This is a genomic window from Streptomyces sp. NPDC093149 (assembly GCF_044754145.1).
Taxonomy (GTDB): Bacteria; Actinomycetota; Actinomycetes; order Streptomycetales; family Streptomycetaceae; genus Streptomyces.
Genome location: NZ_JBIVON010000005.1, coordinates 184,126 through 209,596, shown reverse-complemented (window position 1 = coordinate 209,596; position 25,471 = coordinate 184,126). Strand labels below are relative to the sequence as shown.

The 25,471-nt window shown below is 72.1% G+C and carries 22 protein-coding genes; 5 read left to right on the top strand and 17 right to left on the bottom strand.

What is annotated here, in order from left to right; genetic code table 11:
- Positions 1-6 precede the first annotated feature (6 nt).
- The 3 genes from ACIQCZ_RS17490 to ACIQCZ_RS17480 all read right to left on the bottom strand — a co-directional run bounded on the left by ACIQCZ_RS17490 (position 7) and on the right by ACIQCZ_RS17480 (position 2,265).
- Positions 7-282 (bottom strand): DUF2630 family protein, encoded by a 276-nt coding sequence (locus ACIQCZ_RS17490; RefSeq protein WP_351071835.1) that lies wholly within the window; start codon positions 280-282, stop codon positions 7-9.
- A gap of 34 nt (positions 283-316) precedes the next feature.
- Positions 317-1,270 carry an NADP-dependent oxidoreductase gene (locus tag ACIQCZ_RS17485; protein WP_402283172.1) on the bottom strand — a complete coding sequence of 318 codons (954 nt, stop codon included), beginning with the start codon at positions 1,268-1,270 and terminating at the stop codon, positions 317-319.
- Between the two features lie 110 nt (positions 1,271-1,380).
- On the bottom strand, positions 1,381-2,265 hold the full coding sequence (locus ACIQCZ_RS17480; protein ID WP_402283170.1) for a hypothetical protein: 885 nt from the start codon (positions 2,263-2,265) through the stop codon (positions 1,381-1,383).
- A 119-nt stretch (positions 2,266-2,384) separates the two neighbouring features.
- On the opposite strand from ACIQCZ_RS17480, the gene ACIQCZ_RS17475 reads away from it, so the two are divergent.
- On the top strand, positions 2,385-2,819 hold the full coding sequence (locus tag ACIQCZ_RS17475; protein WP_402283168.1) for a hypothetical protein: 435 nt from the start codon (positions 2,385-2,387) through the stop codon (positions 2,817-2,819).
- Positions 2,820-2,905: 86 nt separating this feature from the next.
- Here ACIQCZ_RS17475 and ACIQCZ_RS17470 read toward each other — a convergent pair whose 3' ends face one another.
- The 3 genes from ACIQCZ_RS17470 to ACIQCZ_RS17460 all read right to left on the bottom strand — a co-directional run bounded on the left by ACIQCZ_RS17470 (position 2,906) and on the right by ACIQCZ_RS17460 (position 5,247).
- On the bottom strand, positions 2,906-3,328 hold the full coding sequence (locus tag ACIQCZ_RS17470) for a universal stress protein (RefSeq protein WP_402283166.1): 423 nt from the start codon (positions 3,326-3,328) through the stop codon (positions 2,906-2,908).
- A 153-nt stretch (positions 3,329-3,481) separates the two neighbouring features.
- Positions 3,482-4,135, bottom strand: coding sequence for an FMN reductase (locus ACIQCZ_RS17465; RefSeq protein ID WP_402283551.1), 654 nt, complete (start codon positions 4,133-4,135; stop codon positions 3,482-3,484).
- A 23-nt stretch (positions 4,136-4,158) separates the two neighbouring features.
- Complete coding sequence (locus ACIQCZ_RS17460) at positions 4,159-5,247, bottom strand: LLM class flavin-dependent oxidoreductase (protein WP_402283164.1); 1,089 nt, start codon at positions 5,245-5,247, stop codon at positions 4,159-4,161.
- A gap of 160 nt (positions 5,248-5,407) precedes the next feature.
- Here ACIQCZ_RS17460 and ACIQCZ_RS17455 point away from each other — a divergent pair, with 160 nt between their 5' ends.
- Positions 5,408-5,545 (top strand): DUF6126 family protein, encoded by a 138-nt coding sequence (locus ACIQCZ_RS17455; RefSeq protein ID WP_402283163.1) that lies wholly within the window; start codon positions 5,408-5,410, stop codon positions 5,543-5,545.
- Between the two features lie 312 nt (positions 5,546-5,857).
- Entirely contained in the window at positions 5,858-6,928 is a 1,071-nt protein-coding gene (gene trpS, locus ACIQCZ_RS17450) for a tryptophan--tRNA ligase (protein WP_402283162.1), read from the top strand.
- A gap of 225 nt (positions 6,929-7,153) precedes the next feature.
- Here trpS and ACIQCZ_RS17445 read toward each other — a convergent pair whose 3' ends face one another.
- The 4 genes from ACIQCZ_RS17445 to ACIQCZ_RS17430 all read right to left on the bottom strand — a co-directional run bounded on the left by ACIQCZ_RS17445 (position 7,154) and on the right by ACIQCZ_RS17430 (position 17,311).
- Positions 7,154-9,139: an NAD-binding protein gene (locus ACIQCZ_RS17445; protein WP_402283161.1), complete on the bottom strand. Its 1,986-nt coding sequence runs from the start codon at positions 9,137-9,139 to the stop codon at positions 7,154-7,156.
- Between the two features lie 30 nt (positions 9,140-9,169).
- Positions 9,170-14,161 (bottom strand): DNA repair ATPase, encoded by a 4,992-nt coding sequence (locus ACIQCZ_RS17440; RefSeq protein WP_402283159.1) that lies wholly within the window; start codon positions 14,159-14,161, stop codon positions 9,170-9,172.
- A gap of 197 nt (positions 14,162-14,358) precedes the next feature.
- Positions 14,359-16,482, bottom strand: coding sequence for a flotillin family protein (locus ACIQCZ_RS17435; protein ID WP_402283157.1), 2,124 nt, complete (start codon positions 16,480-16,482; stop codon positions 14,359-14,361).
- Positions 16,483-16,591: 109 nt separating this feature from the next.
- On the bottom strand, positions 16,592-17,311 hold the full coding sequence (locus tag ACIQCZ_RS17430) for a hypothetical protein (protein ID WP_402283156.1): 720 nt from the start codon (positions 17,309-17,311) through the stop codon (positions 16,592-16,594).
- A gap of 300 nt (positions 17,312-17,611) precedes the next feature.
- Here ACIQCZ_RS17430 and ACIQCZ_RS17425 point away from each other — a divergent pair, with 300 nt between their 5' ends.
- Positions 17,612-18,682, top strand: a complete 1,071-nt coding sequence (locus tag ACIQCZ_RS17425; protein WP_402283155.1) for a PucR family transcriptional regulator — start codon at positions 17,612-17,614, stop codon at positions 18,680-18,682.
- Positions 18,683-18,741: 59 nt separating this feature from the next.
- On the opposite strand, the gene ACIQCZ_RS17420 is transcribed toward ACIQCZ_RS17425, so the two are convergent.
- From ACIQCZ_RS17420 to ACIQCZ_RS17405, 4 genes are all read right to left on the bottom strand, one after another.
- Complete coding sequence (locus ACIQCZ_RS17420) at positions 18,742-19,134, bottom strand: SAV_915 family protein (protein ID WP_402283154.1); 393 nt, start codon at positions 19,132-19,134, stop codon at positions 18,742-18,744.
- A 363-nt stretch (positions 19,135-19,497) separates the two neighbouring features.
- A complete protein-coding gene (locus ACIQCZ_RS17415) occupies positions 19,498-19,953 on the bottom strand; it encodes a TerB family tellurite resistance protein (RefSeq protein ID WP_351071801.1) in 456 nt (151 codons plus the stop codon).
- A gap of 212 nt (positions 19,954-20,165) precedes the next feature.
- On the bottom strand, positions 20,166-21,413 hold the full coding sequence (locus ACIQCZ_RS17410; protein WP_402283152.1) for a cation:proton antiporter: 1,248 nt from the start codon (positions 21,411-21,413) through the stop codon (positions 20,166-20,168).
- A gap of 2 nt (positions 21,414-21,415) precedes the next feature.
- Positions 21,416-21,886, bottom strand: a complete 471-nt coding sequence (locus tag ACIQCZ_RS17405; RefSeq protein WP_351071796.1) for a TrkA C-terminal domain-containing protein — start codon at positions 21,884-21,886, stop codon at positions 21,416-21,418.
- A 381-nt stretch (positions 21,887-22,267) separates the two neighbouring features.
- On the opposite strand from ACIQCZ_RS17405, the gene ACIQCZ_RS17400 reads away from it, so the two are divergent.
- Positions 22,268-22,663 carry a nitroreductase/quinone reductase family protein gene (locus ACIQCZ_RS17400; protein ID WP_402283151.1) on the top strand — a complete coding sequence of 132 codons (396 nt, stop codon included), beginning with the start codon at positions 22,268-22,270 and terminating at the stop codon, positions 22,661-22,663.
- Between the two features lie 80 nt (positions 22,664-22,743).
- Here ACIQCZ_RS17400 and ACIQCZ_RS17395 read toward each other — a convergent pair whose 3' ends face one another.
- The 3 genes from ACIQCZ_RS17395 to ACIQCZ_RS17385 all read right to left on the bottom strand — a co-directional run bounded on the left by ACIQCZ_RS17395 (position 22,744) and on the right by ACIQCZ_RS17385 (position 25,383).
- Positions 22,744-24,198, bottom strand: coding sequence for a flotillin family protein (locus tag ACIQCZ_RS17395; RefSeq protein WP_402283150.1), 1,455 nt, complete (start codon positions 24,196-24,198; stop codon positions 22,744-22,746).
- Positions 24,199-24,267: 69 nt separating this feature from the next.
- Positions 24,268-24,777, bottom strand: coding sequence for a hypothetical protein (locus ACIQCZ_RS17390; RefSeq protein ID WP_402283148.1), 510 nt, complete (start codon positions 24,775-24,777; stop codon positions 24,268-24,270).
- Between the two features lie 120 nt (positions 24,778-24,897).
- A complete protein-coding gene (locus ACIQCZ_RS17385; RefSeq protein ID WP_402283146.1) occupies positions 24,898-25,383 on the bottom strand; it encodes a peroxiredoxin family protein in 486 nt (161 codons plus the stop codon).
- Between the last annotated feature and the right edge of the window lie 88 nt (positions 25,384-25,471).

Here is a 25,471-nt window from a genome sequence, read left to right as displayed (position 1 = left end):
GCTCGGTCAGCCCTGGTAGCCCTCGACCTCGGCGGGCGGCCGGACCTTCGCCGCGGACGGGTCCTCGCCGAACTCGCTGAGGGCGCGGCGCTGTCGCAGCAGGTCCCAGCACTGGTCGAGCCGGACCTCCACCGTACGCAGGCGGATCCGTTCGTCCGCGGTGAGGCCCGATTCCCGGTCGGAGCGGTTGCGCAGGTCCCGTTCCTCGGAGACGAGTCCGCCGATGCTGTCGATGATGTCGTGCTCGATCTCCCGCTCGATGTCGCGTTCCCGGTCGTCCATGACGCCTCCTTCGGTCGTGCGCGCGGGGTGGGCTTCAGAGCGCGATGACGGTCTTGCCGCGCGCGCCGCCCGTCCGGTTGCGGTCGAGGGCCTGCGGGGCCTTCTCCAGCGGGACCTCGATGTCGATGGGCACGCGCAGTACGCCCTCGGCGGCGCCCGCGGCCAGGACGTCCAGCAGTACCGGGGAGGGGTCGAGCCGGAAGTCGATGCCGGTCACGCCCGGGGGGAGAGCGGCGTCGGCGGCGACGCCCCGGGTGGTGAGGGCGATGCCGCGGTCGCGTACGAGCGCGGCGTGGGCGGCGAAGTCGTCCGGGGTGGTGGAGACCAGGTCGACCAGCGCGTCGACGCCGTCCGGGAAACCTTCCCGTACCGCCGCTTCGAGGGGGCGGTCCGTGGTGTCGATCGTGGCGGTGGCGCCCAGGGCCGCCATCCGTCCGTGCTCGTCGCCGCGCACGGCCGCGACGACGCGTACGTCGCGGGCCGCCGCGAGCTGGGTCAGACAGCTGCCGACGCCGCCCGCGGCCCCGATGACCAGCAGGCTCTCGTGGCCGCGGAGCACCGCGGTCTCCAGGATCTGGGCGGCCGCCATCCCGGCGGACGGCAGCGCCGCGGCGGTGCGCAGGGAGAGACCGGGCGGCACGAGGGTGATGGCGGAGTCCTGCGGTACGGACACGTAGTCGCAGTACGTACCGGAACCGGCGCCGGCCGCCGACCCGGGGACCCGGCCGAAGACCTGGTCACCGACCCGGAACCGGTTGCCGCCGCTGCCGATCATGTCGACCCGGCCCGCGAAGTCCACACCGACCACCAGTGGGAACACCCGCGGGGCGGGTTCGTCGTCCGGGGAGTCGTGGGCGGTCTGCCAGTCGCACGGGTTGAGCGCGGCGTACTCGATCCGGACCCGCACCTCACCGGCTTCCGGCTCGGGCTTGGGCATCTCGACCAGTTCGGGGTCGGCCCGGAACGCGCCGACGGCTATGGCTCGCATACGGAAGACCTCTCAGTCGTCCTCGGTCCGGCGGTCACGAGAACCACTCTTCCCCGGCCGGTCCCCCGCCGCACGTCGAACCCCGGCCCGCCCGTACGCGGCCCGTGCCGTTACGGAGCCGTGCGCCGCCGTACCGCCCACAGCCGCCCGAGCAGCGCGCCCAGCGCGACCGCCAGCCCCGCACCGAGCACGATCCACGCGGTCGTGCGCAGTGAGCTCGTCAGCGCGTCGTACACCGCCGCCGCACCGCCCGTCTCGCTCTCCGGCACCTCGGCGAGCACCCGGGCGCGGGCGACCGCGACCACCGCGCGCAGGACGAGTGCCCCGAGTGCGAAGCCGAGCCCGGTCACCGCCGTGGCCGAGAGCGCGGCGAGCGCGGAGCGCCCGCGCCCCGGTCCGCCACGCAGCCAGGCCACGACCACGGCCAGGGCGGCGAGGACGACCGTGCCCACGGCGGGCCAGATGCTGCCGGCCCGCAGCAACCGGAAGCTCTGGCGCAGTTGGTCGGCGCGGTCGGCGGAGATGAGCGTGATGTCGGTGTGCTGAACCGGAATCCGGTCGGCGAACGGCACCCCGTCGTCCTCCAGGTTCCGTTTGACCTGCTCGGTCACGGGGGCCAGATCGATGGTCACGGCCTCGCCGGTGTTGCCGTTCAGTGCTGCGGTGACGGCCTGGTGGGCGGTGCGGTTGGCGGCGTTCCACGCGTTCTGGAAGGCGTCGGTGGTGGTGAAGGACATGACCGCCTGGTGGAGGAAGTCCCGCACGGTGTTCTGGAGCGGCCCCGCCTCGATCTGCTTCATCGTCGCGTCGGTGATGAGGTCACTGACGGTGTTCCGCACCTCGGGGTCGGAGGCGAGCGGGGCCACCGCGGCGACGTAACGGTCCGTGTTGTCGATCTCCAGATCCACCCAGGCGGCGAGCGCGCTCAGCGGGACGAGCACGGCGAGCAGCACCAGCACCGCCGCCGCCAGAGCCGTCGAGAGATACGTCCGCACCCCTCCAGGGAATCCCGTACGGGAGCGGTACGCCCCGGGCCGTACGCCATCCGAGTTGCCGGGCGGCACGGCCGGGTGTGCTCTGGAGGGAAAAGGGGCGACGGAAGGAGTTCTCCGCCATGGCCACTCATGCAGCGTTGCGGACCCACCGACGGGCCCGGCCCGGGGCACGGACAGGGCGGCACGGTGCGCGCGCCTGGGCCGTTCCCGCCACGCTCGGCGCGGCGTACGGCCTCTACGCCTCGTTCATCCTCCGCAACCACGGCGCGAGCGGCGGCCGGCAGTTCTGGTACGGCCTGATCGGCGCGGTGGTGCTCGCCGCCCTCTGCTTCGGGCTGGGGCGCATCCAGCACGCCATGCTGCCCCTGGTCCGGGCGGTGGCGTACGGCGCGCTGACGGCCGCGGCGATCGGCCTGCTGGTCGGACTGACCGATTCCAGTGTGCTGCGGTCCTCGGCGCTGGGACTGGCGGTCGGCCTCGGGATGTTCATCACGACGTTCTACATCTTCTACACACGGGAAGACGTGGGCGCCCCGAAGCGGCAGAGGGCGTAGCCCCGGCGCATCGGACACGGGAACGGGCCCACGCTCGGCGCGCGGGCCCGTTCCCGTGTCCTGTCCTGACCTGCACGCTGCCGTGCTCAGTCGCGTACGACCGTCACCGGGCACGGTGCGTGCTGGGTGACATGGAGGCTGACCGAGCCGAGCAGGGTCGCCTTGAAGCCGCTGTAACCGCGTGCCCCGACCACCAGCAGGTTCGCGCCCTTGGCGCGCTCCAGCAGGGACTGGGCCGGGTTGCCGATCACCACGATCTTGCTGACCGCGGCCGCGCCCTCGGCTCCCAGGGCCTCCTCCAGCGTCTCGGTGAGGGCCACGGTCGCGACCGCCTGCGGGTCGAAGTCCTCCGGCATGCCCGGCATCATGGACGCCCAGCTGGTCGCGGGGTACTCCCAGCTGTTGACGGCCTCGACGGTGTCACCGGTCAGCTCCGCCTGGCGTACGGCCCAGTGCAGCGCCTTGACCGACGACTCGGAGCCGTCAACGCCCACCACGATCCTGCCCATCTCTGCCTCCAGCTCGGTTCGGCTCAGTGTGCAGAGGCGTCGTGCGGGACTCCTGAGGGAGAACGCCGCACGACGCGTCTTTCAGTCCAACTCTAGTCAAACCGGACAGTTCTTCAGGTGGTAGGGCCTCCCGGCCCCTGTCCGGGGGGCCGATCAGTCCAGTCGGAGGTCGGCGAGCTGCTGCTCGAACGGCACGACCTCGTCGTCGAGCCCAGGGGTCCTCGGCGCCCTGGAGGCCGCCCGGCCGCCCGCGACCATGGCCGCGAGCTCGCCGCCAGCGCGCCGGATGCGGGACGGCAGGCCGTCGGTGTACTCGTCGCCGGACGAGCCCCAGTCCTCCGACGCCGCGTACACGGAGGTCGGTACGACGGTGGCCCGCAGGTAGGCGAAGAGCGGACGCATCGCGTGTTCCAGGACCAGCGAGTGGCGGGCGGTGCCGCCCGTCGCCGCGATGACGACGGGCTTGCCGGTCAGTGCCGTGTTGTCGATCAGGTCGAAGAACGACTTGAACAGTCCGCTGTACGAGGCGGTGAAGACGGGCGAGACGGCGATCAGCCCGTCCGCCTCCGTCACCTCCTTGATCGCCTCGTCCAGCGCGCCCGGCGGGAATCCGGTGACCAGGTGATGGGCGATGTCGACCGCCAGGTCACGCAGGTCGATCACCCGCACCTCGACCGCGCGGTCCTGCTCGGCCAGCAGGCGCTCGCGGGCGGCGCCGGCCAGCCGCTCGGCCAGCAGCCGGGTCGAGGACGGCCGGCTGAGTCCGGCCGAGACGGCGACGATCCTCAGGGGCTCGGTGGCGAACACGCCGGGCGTGGTGGACACGGTGGTCAGCCCTCCTTCGTGGTGGTGCGGGCGGCGACGGCCGGGTGGACGGGGGCGGAGTCCGGGACCCCGGCCGGCCGCAGGTTGGCGAACTCCTTGCGCAGCACCGGGACGACCTCCTCACCGAGGATGTCGAGCTGCTCCAGGACCGTCTTCAGCGGCAGTCCCGCGTGGTCCATCAGGAACAGCTGGCGCTGGTAGTCGCCGACGGCGTCCCGGAAGGACAGGGTCCGCTCGATGACCTCCTGCGGGGAGCCGACGGTCAGCGGGGTCTGCTGGGAGAAGTCCTCCAGGGAAGGACCGTGCCCGTAGACCGGCGCGTTGTCGAAGTACGGGCGGAACTCCCGTACCGCGTCCTGCGAGTTCTTCCGCATGAACACCTGGCCGCCGAGTCCGACGATGGCCTGCTCGGCGGTGCCGTGCCCGTAGTGCGCGTACCGCTGGCGGTAGAGGTTCACCATCTTCTTGGTGTGCTCGATGGGCCAGAAGATGTTGTTGTGGAAGAAGCCGTCGCCGTAGTACGCGGCCTGCTCGGCGATCTCCGGGGAGCGGATCGAGCCGTGCCACACGAACGGCGGGACGCCGTCCAGCGGGCGCGGGGTCGCGGTGAAGGACTGCAGCGGCGTACGGAACTTGCCCTCCCAGTCCACGACGTCCTCGCGCCACAGCTTGTGCAGCAGGGCGTAGTTCTCGATGGCGAGCGGGATGCCCTGGCGGATGTCCTTGCCGAACCAGGGGTAGACCGGTCCGGTGTTGCCGCGCCCCATCATCAGGTCGACGCGGCCGTCCGCGAGGTGCTGGAGCGTCGCGTAGTCCTCGGCGATCTTCACCGGGTCGTTGGTGGTGATCAGCGTCGTGGACGTGGACAGGATGATCCGGTCGGTGCGGGCGGCGAGGTAGCCGAGCGTGGTCGTCGGCGAGGACGGGACGAACGGCGGGTTGTGGTGCTCGCCGGTCGCGAAGACGTCCAGACCGACCTCCTCCGCCTTCTGCGCGATGGCGATGGTGGCCTTGATCCGCTCGTGCTCGCTCGGTGTCCTGCCGGTCGTCGGGTCCGTGGTCACGTCTCCGACGGTGAAGATCCCGAACTCCATGGCGCCCGCCTCCAGAAGCAAGTTGGTTGAACGTTGAACTATGTTAACACGTCCTGCAACGGAGCGCCCCCGTGATCTATTCCGTGGGGGAGAACGGGGGTGTGCGTACCCTGGACGCGTCGCGGAGGCCTGGAGCGCCTTCGCCGGACGGAGGCGGGCCGTGAGCGAGGGCAGCGAGAGCGAGCGCTGGAAGGAGCGCGGCGTCGCCCTGCGCGTCTTCGTGTACGTCTTCGCCACGCACCTCTTCGCGGGCTTCGTCTGGATCCTCTTCTACGTGGGCGGGCACGCCGAGAAGTGAGGTGAGCGGGGCGGGGGACCGGGTCCCGGGGACCAGGACCATCCGCGTATGCCGCGTAATGGCGCGGTGCCGCAGCCCCGTCCGTGAGATGGGGGAATGCACCGTGACCGGGCCGCCGCGGGCGCTACCATCGGTCCATGACCTCCGTACCGTGCCGGAATTGGTGGCGCTCCTCCTAGGAGCGGCCGCCTCATCTGCACGGAACCAGGGCCGTTCGACATGGACGGCCCTTTTCTCTGCCCTCGTACGGGTACGGATGCCGACCCGGCGGGCCGTCCTCCACGCAACCAGCACCCGCGAGGAGAGAGCCCCATGAACACAGCCACCACCACCGTCGCATCCATCGCCACCGCGCCCGCCCGGCGCCGCAGTGCCGAGCTGGAGCGGCTGATCCGGCAGGAACCCGGACGGTTCCGGGTGATGACCGGGGACCGTCCCACCGGAGTGCTCCACCTGGGGCACTACTTCGGCACCCTCCACAACCGCGTCCGGCTCCAAGACCTCGGGGTGGACGTCTTCGTGATCATCGCCGACTACCAGGTGCTGACCGACCGGGACGTGGCCGAACGGCTCACCGGGATCACGGAGGAGCTGCTGCTGGACTACCTGGCCGTCGGGATCGACCCGGAACGCTCGACGATCTTCAACCACAGCGCCGTGCCCGCGCTCAACCAGCTGATGCTGCCCTTCCTCAGTCTCGTCTCCGTCGCCGAACTGAACCGCAACCCCACCGTCAAGGACGAGATCGCGCACTCCCGGCAGTCCACCGTCAGCGGGCTGATGTTCACCTATCCCGTGCACCAGGCGGCCGACATCCTGTTCTGCAAGGGCAACCTCGTCCCCGTCGGGCAGGACCAGCTGCCGCACCTCGAAGTGACACGGACCGTCGCCCGGCGCTTCAACGAGCGGTACGGGGCGGTCTTCCCGGAACCGGACGCCCTGCTCTCCGCCGCGCCGCTCCTCCTCGGCACGGACGGCACCAAGATGAGCAAGAGCCGCGCCAACTCCATCGCGCTGGGCGCCGACGCGGACGAGACGGCGCGGCTGATCAAGGGCGCGAAGACGGATGCCGAGCGGCACATCACCTACGACCCCGAGGGGCGCCCCGGGGTGTCCGGGCTGGTGCTGCTGGCCGCGCTCTGCCTGGACCGGGACCCGTACGCGGTGGCGGAGGACGCGGGCGGCGGGGGCGCCGCCGCCCTCAAACGGACGGTGACCGAGGCCGTCAACAGCAGGATGGCGCCGATCCGGGCCCGGCGGGAGGAGTACGCGCGGGACATGGGGTATGTGCGGTCGGTGCTGCGGGCGGGGAACGAGCGGGCCAACGCCGTGGCCGACGCGACGCTGACGCAGGTGCGGGAGGCCATGGGGGGCCTCCTCTGAGAGCCTGTCGGGTGACCTCCGACCGGGCGGACGCGGTCCGGCACGCACGCTTCCCGCATTGTCGTCCCGCTGGTCATCGGCACCGCTGCGGTGCTCGCCGTGGGCACCGGCCCGGTCGTGGTGGCCCGCCGCCGCTCCGGGCGGGCCTGACCCCCGGGGCCCCGCCTGCTCGGGCGGGGCCCCGCCGCCGCTCCGGGCGGACCCGGAAACCGTGACCCGGCCGGCTCAGCGGTGCGTCAACGAGACGCGTCGGCGCAGGAGTTCGGCCAGGCCGCGGCGGGTCGCGGCGATCACCACCCGGTCCTGGGGGCGCAGCACGTACCCCGGGTGCAGGTCCCAGACCAGTCCCGACGGACGGCCGGTGGAGACGGGTGCGGGCACCGCCAGGTCCGGGCGGCGGTCCTCGGGCGGGGTGGCGTCCAGCGCCAGCACCCGCCAGGCGCCCGCCCGGAACGCCTGCTCCACCGTGCGGCCCTCCAACTGCGGGTGCCCCGCGACCTCGACCGCCGCGAACAGCATCACCTTCCGCTCGACCGGGATCGCGCCCAGGATCTGCCGCCCCATCATGGCGACCGCGAAGGACGGGGCGGCCAGGTGGGACACGGAGCGGGAGCGGGTGAGGGCCTGCGGGTGGGCGGCGCGCAGGGTGCGGTAGACGGCCGTGGCGAACTCGTCGTCGAACAGACGCAGGGAGACGCGCAGGTTCGGCTCGACCGAGCGGGCATACAGCGCGGCCTCCAGGTTGGTGGTGTCGATGCTGGTCAGGGCGAGGAGCGCGCGGGCGCGCTGGATCTTCGCCGCCTCCAGCACGCCCTCCTGGGTGACATCGCCGAGCACCACCGGCACGTGCAGCCGCCGGGCCACGGCGATGCCGCGCGCGTCCGGGTCGTCCTCCACGCACACCACGGGAATGCCGAGCTCACGCAGCCGGACCAGGACCCGCGTACCGATCTTGCCGAGACCGAGCAGCACCACATGACCGGAGAGACCGCGCGGCGGACGGCGCAGCGACGAGGCCGTACGGAGCGAACCGAAGGCCTCCAGCACGGCCGCCACGAGCAGGGGGAGCAGCATCAGACCGGCCACTCCGGACAGGAGTTGCAGTACCTGACGGGCCGTCGGATCACCGATCGCCGGGTCGCCCATCGCGAACAGGTCCAGCAGTGTCAGATACGCGGCGTGCGCCGGATGGTCGCCGGTGGTGATCCATGAGGCGACGGCGAGGCCGAGGACGGCGAGCCCGACCCCCAGCGCCGACCAGCGCAGCCGCCGGGAGAAGACCTGGCCGAGCGGTGCGCCCCGGCCGCCCATCCGGGGCGGCGGACCGGCCGGGCCCGACTGGCTGACCGCCTCCAGCACCACCGTGCCACGGCCCGTCGCCGCGGCCACCTGGCTTGCGTCGGGCAGGAGTTGAGGCCCCTCGTCGCCGCTGCTGTCGGATCCCTCGGTGCCCGCCGGGTCATGGGTGGTGGAGGAGAGCAGCGCGAGGGTGCACAGGCCGGGGTCGGCGACCTGGCCGTCCCCGGGCGGGGTGCGTTCGGCGGCGCGCAGCAGCAGGCCCTCCGCCTGGATGACCTTGCTGGAGCCGGTGAGGGCGGTCGCCGCGAGGGCGGGCGCGGCGGTGTCCGCGTCGGACAGGACGGTGGTCGAGGCGTCCAGCGCGGCCGGGTCGAGGCCGGGCGCGGAGACGGCGGCGGCCTGGTCGAGCAGGGTCTCCAAGTACTGGCCCAGCTTGCGGTTGTAGAGCCGGATGACCAGCCGGACCCGGGGGTTGAGGCGGCGGGCGGTCAGCGCGGCGCGAATGTTGCGCTCGTCGTCGTCGTAGACCAGGGCCAGCGCGGCGGCCGATTCGACGCCCGCCTCCTCGAAGACCTCGTCGGAGGGCTCCGGCGCCTCCAGGATGCGTACCGCCTCGACCCCGGCGTTGGTGTCGCCGTCCCCGGCGCCCGCGGCTCCGTTTCCGCCGTTGCGGTTCATCGCCTGCGACATCCGGCCGAACAGGGCCGCCGCCCGGCCCCGCCCGGTCAGCGGCAGTTCGGGCCGGCGCGCGTCGCGTCGGGGCGGCAGGACGAGGGTGACCCTCTCCCCGTACACATAGCGCAGTTCCACGGCGAGCCGCTGGGCCAGTGCGTCGTCACCGCAGACGACCATGTGTCCGCTGAACGGGGAGCGTTGGGGTTGCTGGGGAAATGGAGGCACGGGACCCAGCATGCCTTGCTCCTCTCGGCCGTACCCGGACTGTCAGTGATCTTCCTGTGGAACACCGGGCGGCGGCGCCGCGTGCCGGGGCGGCGGGCCCGCGAGCAGATGGCGGGGGTCGGCGACCCGGACGATCGCCGACTCCACCGCCGCGATGCGGTCCGCGAGCAGCCCCAGTGCGGCGACCGCCCGTGTCATGGGGTCGCCGTCCGGGCCGCCGAGCGTCTGCGTGCGGACGTAGGAGGCGGTGACCGCGGACCAGCGCGCGGACTGCTCGGCGGTGAGACGGCCGCGCAGCGCCGCGAGCTTCAGCAGGTTGGACTCGGCGCCGGTGGTCAGCGTCTGGGCCTCGCCCGCGTAGTGGTCGTCGATGACGGCGAGGAGCTCCGCGTCGTTCATCACCGGCACGATCCGTTCGGCGATCTTGTTCATGTTGCGGTACGAGCCCTGCAGCCGGAACGGCGGTTCGGTGCGCGTCGCGTCCGTCTGCGCGGCCGAGGCGATGTACGCGGCGTTCACGGCCAGTACCGTGTCCCGCGCGGTCAGCAGATGGCGCAGGACCGAGACGATCCGCTCCACCTCGGCGGGCGCGTACGGATGGTCGAACCGGTCCGCGCCGACCGCGGGCGCCGTGCCGGAGGCGAGCCGCAGGAACCGGGCGAGATCCTCGCGGGAACGCCCGGCGAGCGGCGCCAGCACCGGGTTGGCGGTCAGCGCGTTCTCGACGAAGCTCAGCGCGAAGACGTCCTCCCGGCCGCTCAGCACCTCGCCGAGATTCCACACGTCGGCCCGGTTGGCGAGCATGTCGGGGACCCGGAACCGCGTCCCCGACTCGGTGTACGGATTGCCCGCCATGCACACCGCGAACCGCTTGCCCCGCAGGTCGTAGCTGCGCGGCTCGCCGTCCCGCACGCCCTCGATCCGGCGGGTGGCGTCGCAGAGCGGAATGAACTTCTGGAGCAGTTCGGGCGAGGTGTGCTGGATGTCGTCGAGATAGAGCAGCGTGTTGTTGCCCGTCTCCAGAGCGAAGTTGATCTTCTCGATCTCCTGGCGGGCGGTCGCGGTGCGCGCCTGCGCCGGGTCGAGGGAGGTCACGTCGTGGCCGAGGTTCGGCCCGCTGATCTTGACGAGGACCAGTCCGAGCCGGTCGGCCACGTACTCCATGAGCGTCGTCTTGCCGTAGCCGGGCGGCGACACCAGCAGCAGCAGGCCCTGCGAGTCGGTGCGCCGGTCGGCGTCGGCGGTGCCGAGCTGCTTGGCGAGGCTGTCGCCGATCAGCGGCAGATACACCTCGTCCAGGAGGCGGTTGCGGACGAACGCCGACATGACGCGCGGCCGGTGGTCGTCCAGCCGCAGCCGGGCGCGTTCGGCGGCCACGAGTGCGGTGCGCCGGCGCTGGTAGGCCCGGAACCCGGGAACGGCGGCGGTGCGGAACTCGGCCGTACGGGCGAGGAGTTCGTCGATGCGGACGGTCAGCCGGCCCCGGTCGATGCGTGGATGGGTGCCGAGCAGGCCGTCCACGGTCGCGGTGAGCGGCGCCTCGCACTCGTACCGGTCGAGCAGCGGCTCCGGGCACAGTTCCACGGCGACGGCCTCCGCCAGATCGCCCGCGTCGATCTCGTTGCCGCTCGCGGCGGCGTACGGGACGAGCCAGCCCTCGACCAGCTGACGCCGGGCAGGGAGGTCGTCGTGGAGGGCGGCGAGATCCTCGTCGTACGCCGAAGAGCCGGTGGCGCGACGGAACTTGTCCAGGAACGTGCGCACGGTGGCGCTCGTGACGAATCCGGCCGGTCCGCTCGTCAGCTCCTCGAAGAGGTACGCGGCGACGGCTCCGGCGTCCGTGCCCCGGACGCCGGAGCCCCCGGATTCCTCGGCCCGGATGGCGTCCGCCCACTCCTCCTGGAGCGCCCGGACGGCCGGGGCGAGGCCGAACGTCTCACGGGCGCGGGCCAGCGAGAGGGCCCGCCGGGTCCAGGAGGTGCGCCGGGCCTCGTCCGTCCCGTACGCCCAGAACAGCTGCGCCGCCGCTCGTACGGCGGGCGGGCGTCGCAGCAGTCCGGCCCCGGCGTGCAGCCCGAGCAGGGCGGTGAGGATCGCGGTGGCGTCCTCGTCGTGGACACCGCGCTGGTGGCCCTCGTCATACGCGGCGGCGGCCGACTCCCGTACCAGGGAGGTGAGTTCCGAGGCGCCCAGGGCGGCGAGGGCGTCGGCGCCGTGCTCGTCCAGGAGCCGGGCCGCCAGGTGCTCGGCGCGGTAGACGTGGCGGGACTCCGAGGGCAGCGTCTGGTCCCAGTACGGGCGGGTGGCCTCGAACTCCGGGTCGGTGACCGGCGCCCGGTAGTCCGTGCCGGTGAGCGCGAACGCGAGCCGGTCCCCGTGCGGGACGAGCGTCAGGTCGAAGGGCTGGGTGTTCACCGCGAACCGGTGCCGGCCGAGCCGGATCGTGGCGCCGCCGTCCGCGTACAGCTCCCCGCGGTCGCGCAGGGCCCGCCCGGCCTCCTGCCGGGCGGCCACCAGCCGGCCGTCGAGCTCCTCGGCGCGCACCGGGTCGCCGAGCTCGCGCAGTTCGTCCGCGGTGCGGCGGACCTTCGCGACCATCGGGTCGGAGCCGAAGTACGTGTGGACGGCGTCCAGGTCGGGCAGCGCGGCCAGCCGCCGGGAGACCGTCTCCAGGACCCGGGCCGCCGAATCCGCCAGCCGCTCGGCCCGCCGGGCACGGGCGTCCTGCAGGGTCTGCTTGCGCGCCGAGAACGCCTCGTACACCTCCGTGCGCCGCTCGGCCAGCTCGGCGAGGAAGTCGTCGAACTCCGCGAACCGCGACTCCAGGTTCTCCAACTGGAGCAGCAGCCGGGACAGTTGGTCGTCGCAGGCGTCCGGGGTGTCCGCGGCGGCCAGCGCCCCTGTGACGGCCTGCCCGAGCAGCGCGAACTCGGCGGCGAACTCGGCGCGGCCCTCGTGGTCGAGGAGCTCGCGGCGTCGCGCGTCGAGGACGGCGCGGGCCCGGTTGACCCCGCCGAGGACCTCGGCGATCCGCTCCAGGATCGACGTACGGACCGTCGCGTCACCGATGTCGAGCCCGGCGACCACGTCGGTGACGGTGCCCAGGCCCTCCGTCATCTCCGTCAGCCGGTCGCCGAGCGCCGAGGCGTCCACGACGGTGGTGAGCGCGGCGGCCTCGGCGGCCAGGCGGGCGATGTCCTCGTGGTAGCCGGCGAACGCGTCGTCCCGGCCGAGGAACGCCACCGCGCGCCGGCCGGCCGCGTCGATGTCGTCGGCCGTGGTGGTGGTCAGCTCGGCGATCCGCCCGGTGTCCGCGTACCGCATCTCGGCGAGGGTCGCCAGATGACCGTGCGCCCGGCGCAGTTCGGTGAGCCGGTCCACCCAGGCGGCGGCCGTGCGCGGGGCCTCGCCGCGGATGCGGCGGACGAGCGCGGTGAGCCGGTCGGCCGTCGCGGTGAGGGCGTCGGCGGCCTGCCGGGTCAGCTCCCGCACCGTCTCGAACTCGGCGAGGACCTGCTGGGCGGTGTCCCGCAGCTCCGCCAGCGGGGCGGCGAGCGCGCCGAGGTCGGGATCGGTGAGCCAGTGGTAGCGGTCGGTGGCGCGGGTGCAGTCCGCGACCAGCTGGGCGTAGACGGCGGCGGTCGGGGTCGTCTCGGCGGCGCTGTGCGCGAGTGCCAGGCAGTCGGAGATGCCGCGCACCAGATCGGCGTTGCCGACCCGGGCGAGCGGACCGGAACCGGCGGGACGGGAGGCGGCGTGGGTGTCGGAGACGTAGGGGGTCAGCCAGCGCTGCACCGGGTGGACCCGGGCCGGTTCGTCACCCGTGGCGGTGGAGCGCAGCAGGACCAGCGTGCCGTCGTCGAGCAGGGCGTGGCCGCGGCCCTGGAGCGGGGTGGCGACCTCCTGCCGGATCAGGTTGTAGGGCAGGAGCAGCCCGCGGCCGTCGTCGGGGGAGCGGAAGACGTACAGGACGTCCTCGCCGTTCGGGGAGCGGACCATGCCCTCGAAGACCGGGTCGGTGAGCGGCTCGGCGATGTCGAAGGTCTTCACGGTGCCGGTGGTGAGGTAGTAGCCGCCGGGGAAGATGATCCCCTGGTCCTCCGGCAGCCGGTGGCAGGCGGGCCCGATGCCGTCCAGGCGCAGGACCGTGCCGAGCAGCGTGTTGAAGACCAGGTACCGCCACGACTCCTCGTTGTACGGGCGCACGCGGAGCAGGACCAGCGGTCCGATCGCGGCATGCTCGACATCCGCGTCGGCGAGGGACTGGAGGGGCTCGGTGACCGGCTCCTCGTAGATCCCGTCCGGGGTGTCGGTGTCGTCGACCGTCTTGACGGTGAGGGTGCCGCCGAGCGTGTCGACGAACAGGGGGGCGCCCGTGCCGTCCGCGTCCCCGCCCACCGCGATGTGCGGGTGCCGGCCCAGGACGTGGGACTCGCGGCCCGCGACGGTCCAGGTGAAGTCGTGCGACGGGGGGAAGACGTGGTCGCGGTCGCCGCGCGCGTCGAGGAAGGCGCCGGGCGAACCGTCCGGGGCGAGCGCCCAGCGCAGTACGCGGATGCCGTCGGCGCTCTCGCCGGTACGGAAGACGGCGAGTAGCCTGCCGTCCACGCGGCGCAGCCGCAGCAGGCGGGCGTCGCGGTAGTAGCGGTGCAGCGCGGTGAATTCGCGTACGAAGGCCTCGTCGCCGAGCAGACCGCCCCGGACCGGGGCGGTCAACTCCGGGTCGTACAGTGCGAGTACGTCCGCCATCTCGGGCGGCTGCGCGGCCCCCGGGCCCCGCTCGAAGCCGAACAGCAGCCGGCCGCCGACGGCCACCAGGTCGCGGGGTACGGACGCCTGCTCGGTACGGATCCGCTCGGAGCCGGTGAGCCGCAGCTCGGTCGAGCCGAACTCCTCGGTGCGCCGCGCGTTGAGCGCCTCGGCGCGGCTCGCGAGTTCGGCGGCCCGGTCGGCCAGCCGGCGGCGCAGCACGTCGTACGTCCCCGCGTCCACGGGGCCGCCGGCGGGCGGTGCGGTCGTGGTGTCGGTTTCCATACGTACGGCCTTCCCTACGAGGTCTGTGGTGCGGGTGGTGCGGGCCCGCCCGGTGCTGGGGACGGGGAGCGGTCACCGGACGGGCCCGGGGTCGCCCGGGGCCGGGCCCTGCCGCCCGGCCCCGGGTGCCGCTGGGGTTCTTCGTCCGGATCGGGCCGGATCAGGATCCGAGCCCGGCGTGATCCGGACGAGAGGCCCTACGCGACCGGCGACCCGTTCCGTGCGGCGGGTACGTCCGAGCCACCCGCCGCCCCGGTCAGCGAGGACACCGGCACATCGGCCAGGCCCAGTTCCTGGACCGTCGTCAGCAGCTTCTGCGCCTGTCCCGGCGCGAGCCCCGCGCCCGGCGTCCGCATCATCCGCATCAGCAGCGCCGACACCGTGAGGTTCTGCACGTCCCCCGTCGACACCGAGCCCAGCACCCGTGTCAGATCGTCCGTGAACGACGAGGTGCCGTTCAGCCACGGACCCGCGAGCGCCTTCGCCGTGTCCGAGTTCTCCACGAAGCCGTCGAAGCTCTTGCCCATCGAGATGGACGAGACGAGGCGGTCGAAGAAGACCGACTCCCCGCCGACGATGTCGATGTCGGCGTTCTCCAGCCCCGTGGCCAGCACCGTCGCCTGCGCCTCGGCGACCTGCCGCTGCACATCGAGCCCGGCCAGCCGGATCTCCTTCTCCGCGGCGAGCCGCAGCCGGTACTCCTCGTGGCCGCGCGAGGCGTCGTCCAGCGCCGCCATCGCGGCCGCCTTCTCGGTGAGTCCCGCGGCCTCGGCCTTCAGCTTCTCGCCGATCATCGCCGCGTCGGCGGCCGCCTGGGCCTGGGTGCCCTCCGCGGTGGCCAGCGCCTTGAGCCTGGCTCCCTCCGCCTCGGCCCTCAGCCGGGCGGACGCGGCCTCGGCCTCGGCGAGCCCCTTCTTCTCGATGACGTCGGCCTCCGCGTCGCGCACCTGGACCTCCGCGAGGCCGGGCGCCGCGGACTCCGCCTGGATGCCCTCGGCCAGCCGCAGCTTCGCCTGGGCGTCCAGGTCCGCGGTCTTCAGCCGGGCCTCGGCGAGCGTCAGCTGCTCGGCCGCCAGGTGGCCGGCCGCCGCCTCCGCCGCCTCCGCGGCCTTGATGTCCTTGACCAGCTTCTCCTGGGCCTCCGCCTCGGCGGCGATGACGACCGACTTGCGGGTGCGCTCCGACTCCTCGACGGCCCGCAGGGTCTTGATGGACTCCTCCTGCTCGGCGACCGTGCGGTCCACGGCGATCCGCTCCCGGATCACATCGGCGACCTCGCGGCGCTCGGCCTCGACCTCCTTCGTCGCGGCGATCCGGTCGAGTTCGGTCTGCCGCTCGCGCCCGATGACCTCGATCAGCCGGTCCTTCTCGATGCGCTCGTTCTCCACGGCGATGACCCGCTCGCGGTTCTTCTGCGCGACGGCGATCTCCCGCGCCTGGTTCTCGCGCTGGATGCCGAGCTGCTCCTCGGTGCGGATGAACGCGGCCTGGGCGCCGAGGCGTTCCTCCTCCTGGACCCTGGCCGTCGCGGCCTCCTCGCGGGCCCGCAGCGTCTCGACCTCGCGGCGCTGCTTGATCTCGGCCTCGGCCTGCCGGCGCTCCAGCTCCAGGATGGTCTCGCGGGCGTCGACGTTCTGCCGGGTGATCTCCTTCTGCTCGGTGCGCTGGTACTCGTTGGTGCGCACGTGCTCGATCGCCGTCAGCTCGGTGATCTTGCGGATGCCCTGGGCGTCGAGGATGTTGGCGCCGTCGAGCTGCGCCATGGGCGTCTGCTCCAGGAAGTCGATCGCCGCGTCGTCGAGGTGGTAGCCGTTCAGGTCCGTGCCGATGACCCGGATGATCCGGTCCCGGAACTCCTCGCGCTTGGTGTACAGATCGACGAAGTCCAGCTGCTTGCCGACGGTCTTGAGCGCCTCGGCGAACTTCGCGGCGAAGAACTCCTGGATCGCCACCTTGTCGCTGGCCCGCTCCGTGCCGATGGACTGGGCGACCTTGATGACGTCCTCGACGGTCTTGTTGACGCGTACGAAGAAGTTGATGTGGATGTCGGCGCGGATGTTGTCCTGGCAGATCAGGCCCTCGCGCCCGGTGCGGCGGATCTCGATGGTCTTCACCGAGATGTCCATGTACTCGGCCTTGTGCAGCACCGGCAGGACGACGGCCCCGGTGAAGGTGACATCGACCTTCTTGGTCTTGGAGATGATCAGTGCCTTGCCCTGTTCCACCTTGCGGAAGAGCCGGCTGATGACGAGAAGCAGGGCGACGGCGATGAGCAGGACGACGGCTACGAGCACACCGAAGCCCAGGGTGATGGCATCCATGACAGTCCTTGACGGCTGGTGAGGAAGGTGGAGAGGAAGAGGGGCCCGGACGGGCGGCCGGGCGGTCGTCGGACGCGGCTGCGACCGCGACGGGTACGGGCGGGACGGGTCAGCCGGCGCGACGCGGCGTCCGGCGCGCACCGGGACCGGTGTCCGGGCGCGGGCCCGTGCCCGGTTTCGGCGGTCCCGGGTCCAGCGCCTTGTCGTACGGCGAGACCCAGAAGAACTCGCCCTCGTCGTCGTACGCGTAGAGAAGCCCCGCACTGCCCGAGACGAGAACCGCGCCGTCCGTGGCACGCGTATCGTCCGCGGTCTGCGGGCCGTCCGTCGGACGCAACAGCCTGACCTGGACGATCGCGGTGGAGCCGTCGGCCGCGGCGACCTCGGCCTGGCCGAAGTCGGCGCTGACGGAACCGGTACGGATCGTGCAGACCCGGCCGAGGAAGTCCTGCCGCGACGGAGGGGGCTCGTCCGGGAACCGCCGGCGCACCCAGTGCACCAGCATCCGCATCACGGCCCAGGCGATCAGCAGCGCCCCGGCGAGCACGGCACAGGCCAGCCCGGCGCGGGTGAGGCCGGTGGCACCGCTGCGGTGCAGCAGGACCGTACCGGCCAGGCTCGTGAACCAGCCGACGACGACCATCACGGACACCGAGACGGTGACCGGCACTCCGCCGATCCCGGCCATGCCGGTGTCGAGGTCCCCGTCGAAGGAATGGTGATCGGCCGCACCGGCCAGCACGAGGAGCCAGAAGAAGACGACCACGACCAGCGCGGCGGCGAACAGGACGGCCGGGAAGGCGGTTGCCGCGCTCAGGAACTCCCGCATCGTCCACCCCCTCCCTGTCGTCGGGGGCGGCTTCGGCGGTGGTTCCGGTGGTGACTTCGGCGGCGATTGCCGGTGCTGCGGCCCGCGGACAGCGGCGCCGCAGCAGCCGGATCTTCCCCCGTATCCCCCGTATTCCCCCGTGTTCCCCCGGTTGGTGCTGACCTGATCCTGTCATTCGAGGCCATGACTTCGCACTGCCGGAGTCCGGCAATGTTTCCAGGTGCTCGATGCCGGGCACCGGCAGCGGCCGTTGTGCGTTGAGGTGAGTGTCGAGGTCGCGTCAGGACTGGAGGAGTACGCGTGGCGGTGCCGGAGGTTTCCGACGAGTATCTGGGGGACTACGTCCGCATCCTGGCCGATGTCGCCGCCACCGGGCGCCGATTGACCCGGGACGAGCTGGACACCCGCCGACTCCTGGGCCGGGAGGCGGCCGAGGCCGGATGCCAGCTGCGAGCCCTGGTCGGCCTCCATCTCGCCGCGACCCGCACCGACTGGCCGCGCGCCGCTTCGGCCGACGAAGCGTCGGCCGACTCCGTGCTGGCCGCGGTCGAGCAGGCCGTCGACGCCTTCGCCGAGGGCTTCGAGCGGGCCCAGCGGCTCACCGTGCGGCGCGAGGAGGCGGCCCGCCGAGAGTTCATCGACGATCTGCTGTACGGGCGAAGCGACTTGGGCCGGCTCGCCGAGCGGGCCACCCGGTTCGGGCTGCGCCTCTCACGCGCCCACGCGGTCGCGGTGGCGAGCGGCCCGGAGGCGTACACCGAGACGGACTCCGTACCGCGCGCCGTGGAGGCGGCGCTGCTCACGCGGTTCAGCGGCCGGAAGATCCTGATCACGACGAAGGACGGGCGGCTGGTCTGCATCGCTCCCGGCAGCCAGCCCGATGTCCTGCGGTACTTCGCCAAGCAGTCCCACGCGGCGACGGACGGCGGCCGGGTCGCCGTCGGCCGCCCGCACCGGGGCCCCGGCGGCGTGGTCCAGTCCTACGACGAGGCGCTCGACGCACTGGATCTCGCGGAGCGGATGGATCTGGACGACCCGGTGCTGTACTCGGCCGACCTGCTGGTCTATCCGGTGCTGACCCGGGACCGGCAGGCGATGGCCGATCTGGTGCGCAGCCAACTGGGCCCGCTCCAGCAGGCGCGCGGCGGCGCCGAACCCCTGCTGCGGACGCTCGACGTCTACTTCGACTCGGGCTGTGTGGCCGCCGAGACGGCGCGTCGGCTGTCGCTGAGCGTGCGGGCGCTGACCTACCGGCTGGAGCGGATCCATCAGCTGACGGGTGCCGACCCGTCCGACCCGATGCACCGTTACACGCTGCAGACGGCGGTCATAGGCGCCCGGCTGCTGGACTGGCCGGCCAAGGATCTGTGACCCGCTCCACACCGACCGCGCCGCGCCCGTGCGGGCGCCGGGTTCCGCCCGACCGGTCGTCAACGCCCGCAACGGGTGGCGGCGGTGGGGCCCGACCTCGGGTACGGGCCGGGCCGGCGCACCCTGGCCGTGGCAGCGGGGACGGCCCGTCCGGGGGCCTGTGCGGTCAGTTGGGGATCGACGGTGAGGACGGTGACCCCGAGCGGTGTGCCGAGCGCGCGCAGGGCCGGCTCGGAGAGCCTGATCCAGGGCTGGCCGTTGCCCAGGGTGGCGGCCAGCCGATGCGCGGAGGTGAAACCGACGGCCGTGCGGTCGCCCAGCGGCGTACGGAAGAAACGGGCCGTCCACCCGGTGGCGAGGCCGACCGGTCCCGGCCGGACGGGGACGAAGAGCGGTCCGGCCGGGCCGGGTTCAAGAGGTTCGGGATCGTCCGTTCCGCTGCGCTCGGACATGGTGTGCCTCCTCGGCGGGCGGGCTCTGCGGCTGTGCTGCGCCCTCCACGTTATGCCCCCGGCGGAGGGACTCCGGGAGGGCCTTGACGCGCATGTGACGCGAAACCCCGCCGCCGTTACGCGATGCTGACGCGTGACGGCGGCGGGGTCTCGGAAGAAAGCGGCCGGGGATGCGCATCGGGGGAGTAGCGCATCCCCGGCCTGCCGGGCGCGGACCGGTGGTCGGTCGGTCCGCGGTCGTCCCGGCGGTACGGAGGGCGGGCCGGGAGGCCGGTCCGCGGGGGATACATCGGGTCTTTTGTCCGGATCGGGCGGGATCGGCCACCGGGGCACACGAGCCCGGCCTGATCCGGACGAGAGGTCCTACAGGTCGAACTCGTGCGGCGGAAGGTCGAGTGCGAAGCACGCCTCGCGCACGACGGCCTGCTCCGTCTTGTCGAAGTCGCCGTCGGCGCCGCCGATGACGATGCCGATCTGGATGACGGCACGCGCCTCGGCGGGCTTCTTCTTCGCCTTGCCGATCTCCTGGAGCACGCTGACCTTGCCGAAGGCGAAGTCGGCGGTGAGCTTGTTCACATACTCGTTGAAGCGGCGCTGCAGATCGTCCGCCGGGAAGTTCTGGAGAACCTCGTTGGTGGCGATCAGTGAGGCGACACGCTGGCGTTCGGACGGATCGATGGAACCGTCGGCGGCGGCGACCAGGGCGCACATCGCCATGCTCGCATCGCGGAACGCACCGCTCTTCAGGTCGTTCTTCTTCGCTTCCAGCTGCGACTGCATCGACGAAGCGGATTCCTTGATCCGATCCCACAGTGCCATGTCGTCTCCATACGTTGCGTTGCGTTGTGTTGCCGGAACGAAATCCAACTCTACAGACGTGTAGAAGTTAGCAGGACGGGTGCCCGCTGTGTCCGGAAACGGTGGTAACGGCCCGCACCGGGCCGTAAGCCCGATGTCGTGGGCGCGGGGCCCGTGCGTCGTCCGGAGACCCGGGCCGCAACGTCGTCCCGGTCGCTTCGCCCGACAGACTCTCAGTCGGCGGACGAGGCGAACTCCTCCTGCGCGGCGGGTGCCGGACGGGCCGCGGGAATCCGGGCGCTGCCCGTGGTGTCCCCGCCGTCCCGGCCGCGCCAGGCCTGGACGCGCGCCACGACCGGCTGGGTCCAGCGGGCGGTGAGCGGTCCGACGATGACGAGGATGAGGACGTACGCGGTGGCGATGGGCCCGATACGGGGCTCGGTCGCCACGGCCAGGCCGGCGATGACGATGGAGAACTCACCGCGGGCGACGAGCGTTCCGCCGGCCCGCCACCGTCCGCGCGAACCGATCCCGGCCCGCCGGGCCGCGTACCAGCCGGTGCCGATCTTGGTGAAGACGGTGACGATCGCCAGCAGCGCCGCCGGAAGCAGCACCGGAGGAATCGCGGAGGGGTCGGTGGAGAGTCCGAAGAACACGAAGAAGACGGCGGCGAACAGATCCCGCAGCGGGGTCAGCAGCTTGCGCGCCCCCTCGGCGACCTCGCCCGACAGCGCGATCCCGACCAGGAACGCCCCGACGGCCGCGGACACCTGCAGCTCCTGTGCCACACCGGCCACCAGGACGGTCAGGCCGAGCACGACCAGGAGCAGCATCTCCGGATTGTCGGAGGACACGGCCCGGCTGATCAGCCGTCCGTGCCGCAGCGCCAGATAGAGCACGAACCCCACGGTGCCGAGCGCGACGAGCAGCGCGATGCTGCCTCCGGCGAGTCCCACTCCCGCGAGCATCGCGGTGAGCAGCGGCAGGTACACGGCCATCGACAGGTCCTCGATGACCAGGACACCCAGGATGACGGGTGTCTCCCGGTTCCCCAGCCGTCCCAGATCGGTGAGCACCTTCGCGATCACCCCGGACGACGAGATCCAGGTGACGCCGGCCAGCGCCACGGCTCCCACGGGCCCCCAGCCGAGCAGCAGCGCCGCCACCGCCCCGGGGGTCGCGTTGAGCACGAAGTCCACGGCTCCGGACGGGTATTGCGTCTTGAGACTGGTCACCAGCTCCGAGGCGCTGTACTCCAGGCCGAGCAGGAGCAGCAGAAGGATGACGCCGATCTCGGCGCCGACGGCGGTGAATTCCTCACTGGCCCCCAGCGGCAGCAGCCCGCCGTCCCCGAAGGCGAGTCCCGCCAGGAGGTACAGCGGGATCGGCGAGAGCCCTATTCGCCCGGCGAAGCGTCCGATGATGCCGAGTCCCAGAATGACGGAGCCGAGCTCCACCAGCAGCGCGGTCGTGTCGTGCACGGTCAGCCCTCCGAAATGATCTCGGAGAGCGCGTCGACGCCCTCCCTCGTACCTACGACGACGAGCGTGTCCCCGATGGCCAGCCGGAAGTCCGGCCCGGGAGACGGATGCGCACTGTGCGTCCGGAGCACGGCCACGATCGAGGCCCCCGTCCGCGTCCGCGCCTTCGTGTCCCCGAGCAGCCGCCCGCCGTACGGGGAGCGGGTTCCGAGCGGTATGTGCTCGGTGACGAGATCGATGCCCTCGGTGCGTACCGCGTCGATGGGCGCGGAGTCGATGAGGTGCGCGAGGCCGGTGGCCTCCTGCGGTGTCAGGGGTACCGAGAGGCGGCACGAATCAGGGTCGTCCTGGTCGTAGAAGCCGATGAACCGCCGCCCGTCGTGGTGGACGACGACGGAGATGTGCTGTCCCGACTCGGTCGTGTAGTCGTACTGCACACCGACTCCGGGCAGCGTGGTGCGGTGGGTTCCCATGACGTCCTCCCGAAGGGTGCGGCGGTGCGGCGACGCACTTGGTGATCTCTTTAGGTTCCCATTACTTTATCCGGAGGCTTCCGCCGCCTTCGGGTGCAAGGCCGCCGGACGCGCCCCGCGAACCCGGCCCGAGCCGGATGCAGGCCCCAGTGCTGCGACCGGAGAGGTTCACCGGCTCGCGACGCCCGGCACGGCACCTCGCCGCGTTGTCGCATCACCCGAGTACGTCCCGTACGAGGGCGATCCTCCGCCTTGCGAAGCACCGCACCGGACGCCGCGAGCTTTTCGGCAAACCTTTCCGGCCACAGCACTAGACTCGCCGGGCCGAGGGCGGCCGGGGCCGCCCTCGGCGCGACCACGGCGACCGTCGGAAGGGCCAGGATGCCGCGCAGTCGAGAGCTCAAGTTCCGGGCGGTCACGGCGTTCCAGCGGCATGTCGCCAACCCGCTCACCAGACGGTTGCCGTCGCAGACCCTCCTGGAGACGACGGGCCGCACCTCGGGCCTTCCGCGCCCCACCCCGGTGGGCGGCCGACGCGTGGGCCGGGAGTTCTGGCTGGTGTCGGAGTACGGCGAGAAGTCGCACTACATCCGCAACATCCAGGCCGATCCCCGGGTCCGGGTCAGGATCAAGGGACGGTGGCACACCGGTACCGCCCACCTCCTGCCCGAGGACGACGCCCGTGCCCGGCTCAAGAAGCTGCCGCGGGGCAACAGCGCCGCGGTGCGGGCGCTGGGGACGGACCTGCTGACGGTGCGGGTGGATCTGGCGGACTGACGCCGGCCCCCACCGGTCCGGACGTGCGCGTGCCCGGCCGGTGCGGTGCCGGCCGGGCACGGGCGGGGGTGCGGTCCGGGTCAGCCGGTGATCTCGATCTTCCCGTCGGGGGTCGCGGCGGGCGCGTCCGCGGCCCGGTCGGGAAGTCCGGCCGAAGTCGCTCCGGCGGCGCCGCCCTTGAGGTTCTTCAGCAGCGCGGCCAGGTCGACACCCGTGGCGGAGCTGAGGAGTTCCATGCCCTGCGCGACGTTGTCCGTGACGGTACGCGACACCCGGCTCGCGCCGTCCGTCGAGATCACGGTCATCTTGTCGATGGCGCCCAGCGGTTCGGACGCCTTGGCGACGACCTGCGGCAGCACCTCGACCAGCATCTGGAGCACGGCCGCGTCGCCGTAGCGGTCGAACGCGTCCGCCTTCTTCTGCATGGCCTCGGCCTCGGCCGCACCCTTGGCCGCGATGGCCGCGGCCTCCGCCTCGCCCTCGATGCGTACGGCGTCGGCGAGTGCCGAACGGTGCAGCTTCTCACCCTGACCGGTCAGCCGGGAGCGCTCGGCGTCCGCCTCGGCCTCCTTGACCTGGGCGATCCGGCGGGCCTCGGCCTCCTGCTCGGCCTGGTAGCGGGCGGCGTCGGCGGGCTTGCGGACCTTGGTGTCGAGCTCGCGGTCGGTCAGTGCGGCCTGGCGCTCGGCGACCTTCTCCTGCTCCTGGAGGACTTCCTGCTGACGCGCGGCCTCGGCGAGCGGGCCCGCCGCGTTGGCCTTGGCCGCGGCGGCCTCCGTCTCGGCCTTGATCTCGGCCTGCTTGAGGTAGAAGGTCCGCTCGGCGATGGCGATCTCCTCGGCCGCCTTGAGCCGGGCCTGCTCGGAGGCGCGCTTGGCGATCGCCTCGGCGATGTCCGCCTCCTGCTTGGCGCGGGCGGCCTCGGGGCGACCGAGGTCTTCGAGGTAGGAGCCCTCGGTGGTGATGTCCTGGATCTGGAAGGCGTCCAGGATCAGGCCCTGGCCGGAGAGGCTGGCCTCGGCCTCCTCCGCGACCTGGCCGGCGAACGCGGCGCGGTCGCGGATGATGTCCTCGACCGACATCCGGCCGACGATGGCGCGCAGGGCGCCGGAGAGCACTTCCTGGGTGAAGCCGACGATGCCGTCCTGCTGCTGGAGGAATCGCTGGGCGGCGGCCCGGATCGCTTCCTCGCTGCCGCCGACCTTGACGATCGCGACGCCTTCGAGGTTGGACTTCACACCCCGCAGGGTGACGGCTCCGCGCACGGCCACCGGGATGTGCCGGCTGGACAGGTCCAGGGTGAACTTCTGCTGGACGAACGGGACGACGAAGACGCCGCCGCCGACGACGACCTTCTGGCCGCTGTTGTCGATGCTGGTACGGCCGGTCACCGGGTCGGTCGACTTCTTGCCGCGGCGTCCGGTGATGATGAACGCCTCGCTGGGCCCGGCGACCTTGTAGCGGGTGATGACGACGAGGGCGAGCAGCACCAGGAGTACGACGACTCCGACGACTGCGGTCACGACTGGGCTCATAAGGGTGTCCCCCCTGCCTCCCTGCGGGGAAGGCAGCTTGTTTTCGGACGGTGTGACGGCTGACGGTGCTCAGCGCTCGACGGGGCGCACCGCGACCGAGGTGGTCGACAGCGCCGCCTCCACCCAGATCTCGGTGCCGCGTGCGACCGGCACCGGGCTCTTCGCCGCCAGCTTCACGGGCTGGCCCGCGAGCCGCAGGAGGACCTCGCCGTAGCCGTCGGCCGGGATGGCCGTGACGACCGACCCGGACGTGCCGACGAGATCCTCGCCGCGTGGTGTGGTGCTGGTCTGGTCCCTCATCAGGGCCTGGCTGAACTTCCAGGTCAGCCAGGCCGCGACGATTCCCGCCAGCACTCCGGCCGCGGTGGCGACGACCGTGCCCGCGCCGGTGGTGCCGAGCACGATCGCGCCGCCGAAGCCGAGCATGGAGAGGAATCCGGCGATGACGGGGAGGGACAGGAGGCCGTCGAAGAGGCCGTCCAGTACGCCTCCGAAAAGCCCTTCGAGGATCCCGTCGAAGATCAGGGACAGGGCGAGCAGGACGATTCCCGCGATTCCGAGACCGAGAAACAACGTCACGTGATCACCTTCCCCGGTCCCCGGAATCCCCCGCGCATGTCTCCCCCGAACATTTCCGTCGAACTGGCTGCATGCTCCCATACGCGCCCGGCAACGGACACTGCCGGGTTCCGGCAATCTTTATGCGGTTTTGATGCCGGACAGCTGTTCGGCCAACGTGTCCAGGGACTGGAACGTGGCTCCGAGGAGCGCCACATGCTTCCAGCGCACTACGCCGTCCGGCCCGATGAGGAAGACCGCGCGGCGCACCCCGATCCCGGGCGCCGCGACGCCGTACGCGCGGGCGGTCTCCCGTCCGGCGTCCGCGAGCAGCGGCATCCGCAGTCCGTGGGCGCGGGCGAAGGACTCATGACTGTCCACACCCTGTGGACTGATTCCCCAGACCTCCGCGTCGAGTCCCTCGAAGGTCTGCATGCCCGAGGAGTACGAGCAGAGCTGCTTGGTGCACACGGCCGTGTTGTCGCCCGGGTAGAACGCGAGGACCACGGCACGCCCCCGCGCCGCGGAGAGGGTGTGGTCGCGGCGCTCGAACGTCTCGCCGGTGAGCGTGCCGCCCGGCAGCGTGAAGTCCGGTGCGGTCCGGCCGATTTGCGGTGACGATCCCATGTCGGTTCCTCCGAGGTTCGGTGCTGCGGAAGTGTTCCGGGTGGTGCTCCGTACAGCATGCTCGTCACGGGACCGGCCCCCCGCACCA

Bases quoted from the DNA above. Each gene is read 5' to 3' on its own strand.
- ACIQCZ_RS17490 (WP_351071835.1), bottom strand. From the start codon at position 282: ATGGACGACCGGGAACGCGACATCGAGCGGGAGATCGAGCACGACATC.
- ACIQCZ_RS17485 (WP_402283172.1), bottom strand. From the start codon at position 1,270: ATGCGAGCCATAGCCGTCGGCGCGTTCCGGGCCGACCCCGAACTGGTC.
- ACIQCZ_RS17475 (WP_402283168.1), top strand. From the start codon at position 2,385: ATGGCCACTCATGCAGCGTTGCGGACCCACCGACGGGCCCGGCCCGGG.
- ACIQCZ_RS17470 (WP_402283166.1), bottom strand. From the start codon at position 3,328: ATGGGCAGGATCGTGGTGGGCGTTGACGGCTCCGAGTCGTCGGTCAAG.
- ACIQCZ_RS17460 (WP_402283164.1), bottom strand. From the start codon at position 5,247: ATGGAGTTCGGGATCTTCACCGTCGGAGACGTGACCACGGACCCGACG.
- trpS (WP_402283162.1), top strand. From the start codon at position 5,858: ATGAACACAGCCACCACCACCGTCGCATCCATCGCCACCGCGCCCGCC.
- ACIQCZ_RS17445 (WP_402283161.1), bottom strand. From the start codon at position 9,139: ATGCTGGGTCCCGTGCCTCCATTTCCCCAGCAACCCCAACGCTCCCCG.
- ACIQCZ_RS17440 (WP_402283159.1), bottom strand. From the start codon at position 14,161: ATGGAAACCGACACCACGACCGCACCGCCCGCCGGCGGCCCCGTGGAC.
- ACIQCZ_RS17435 (WP_402283157.1), bottom strand. From the start codon at position 16,482: ATGGATGCCATCACCCTGGGCTTCGGTGTGCTCGTAGCCGTCGTCCTG.
- ACIQCZ_RS17430 (WP_402283156.1), bottom strand. From the start codon at position 17,311: ATGCGGGAGTTCCTGAGCGCGGCAACCGCCTTCCCGGCCGTCCTGTTC.
- ACIQCZ_RS17420 (WP_402283154.1), bottom strand. From the start codon at position 19,134: ATGTCCGAGCGCAGCGGAACGGACGATCCCGAACCTCTTGAACCCGGC.
- ACIQCZ_RS17415 (WP_351071801.1), bottom strand. From the start codon at position 19,953: ATGGCACTGTGGGATCGGATCAAGGAATCCGCTTCGTCGATGCAGTCG.
- ACIQCZ_RS17405 (WP_351071796.1), bottom strand. From the start codon at position 21,886: ATGGGAACCCACCGCACCACGCTGCCCGGAGTCGGTGTGCAGTACGAC.
- ACIQCZ_RS17400 (WP_402283151.1), top strand. From the start codon at position 22,268: ATGCCGCGCAGTCGAGAGCTCAAGTTCCGGGCGGTCACGGCGTTCCAG.
- ACIQCZ_RS17395 (WP_402283150.1), bottom strand. From the start codon at position 24,198: ATGAGCCCAGTCGTGACCGCAGTCGTCGGAGTCGTCGTACTCCTGGTG.
- ACIQCZ_RS17385 (WP_402283146.1), bottom strand. From the start codon at position 25,383: ATGGGATCGTCACCGCAAATCGGCCGGACCGCACCGGACTTCACGCTG.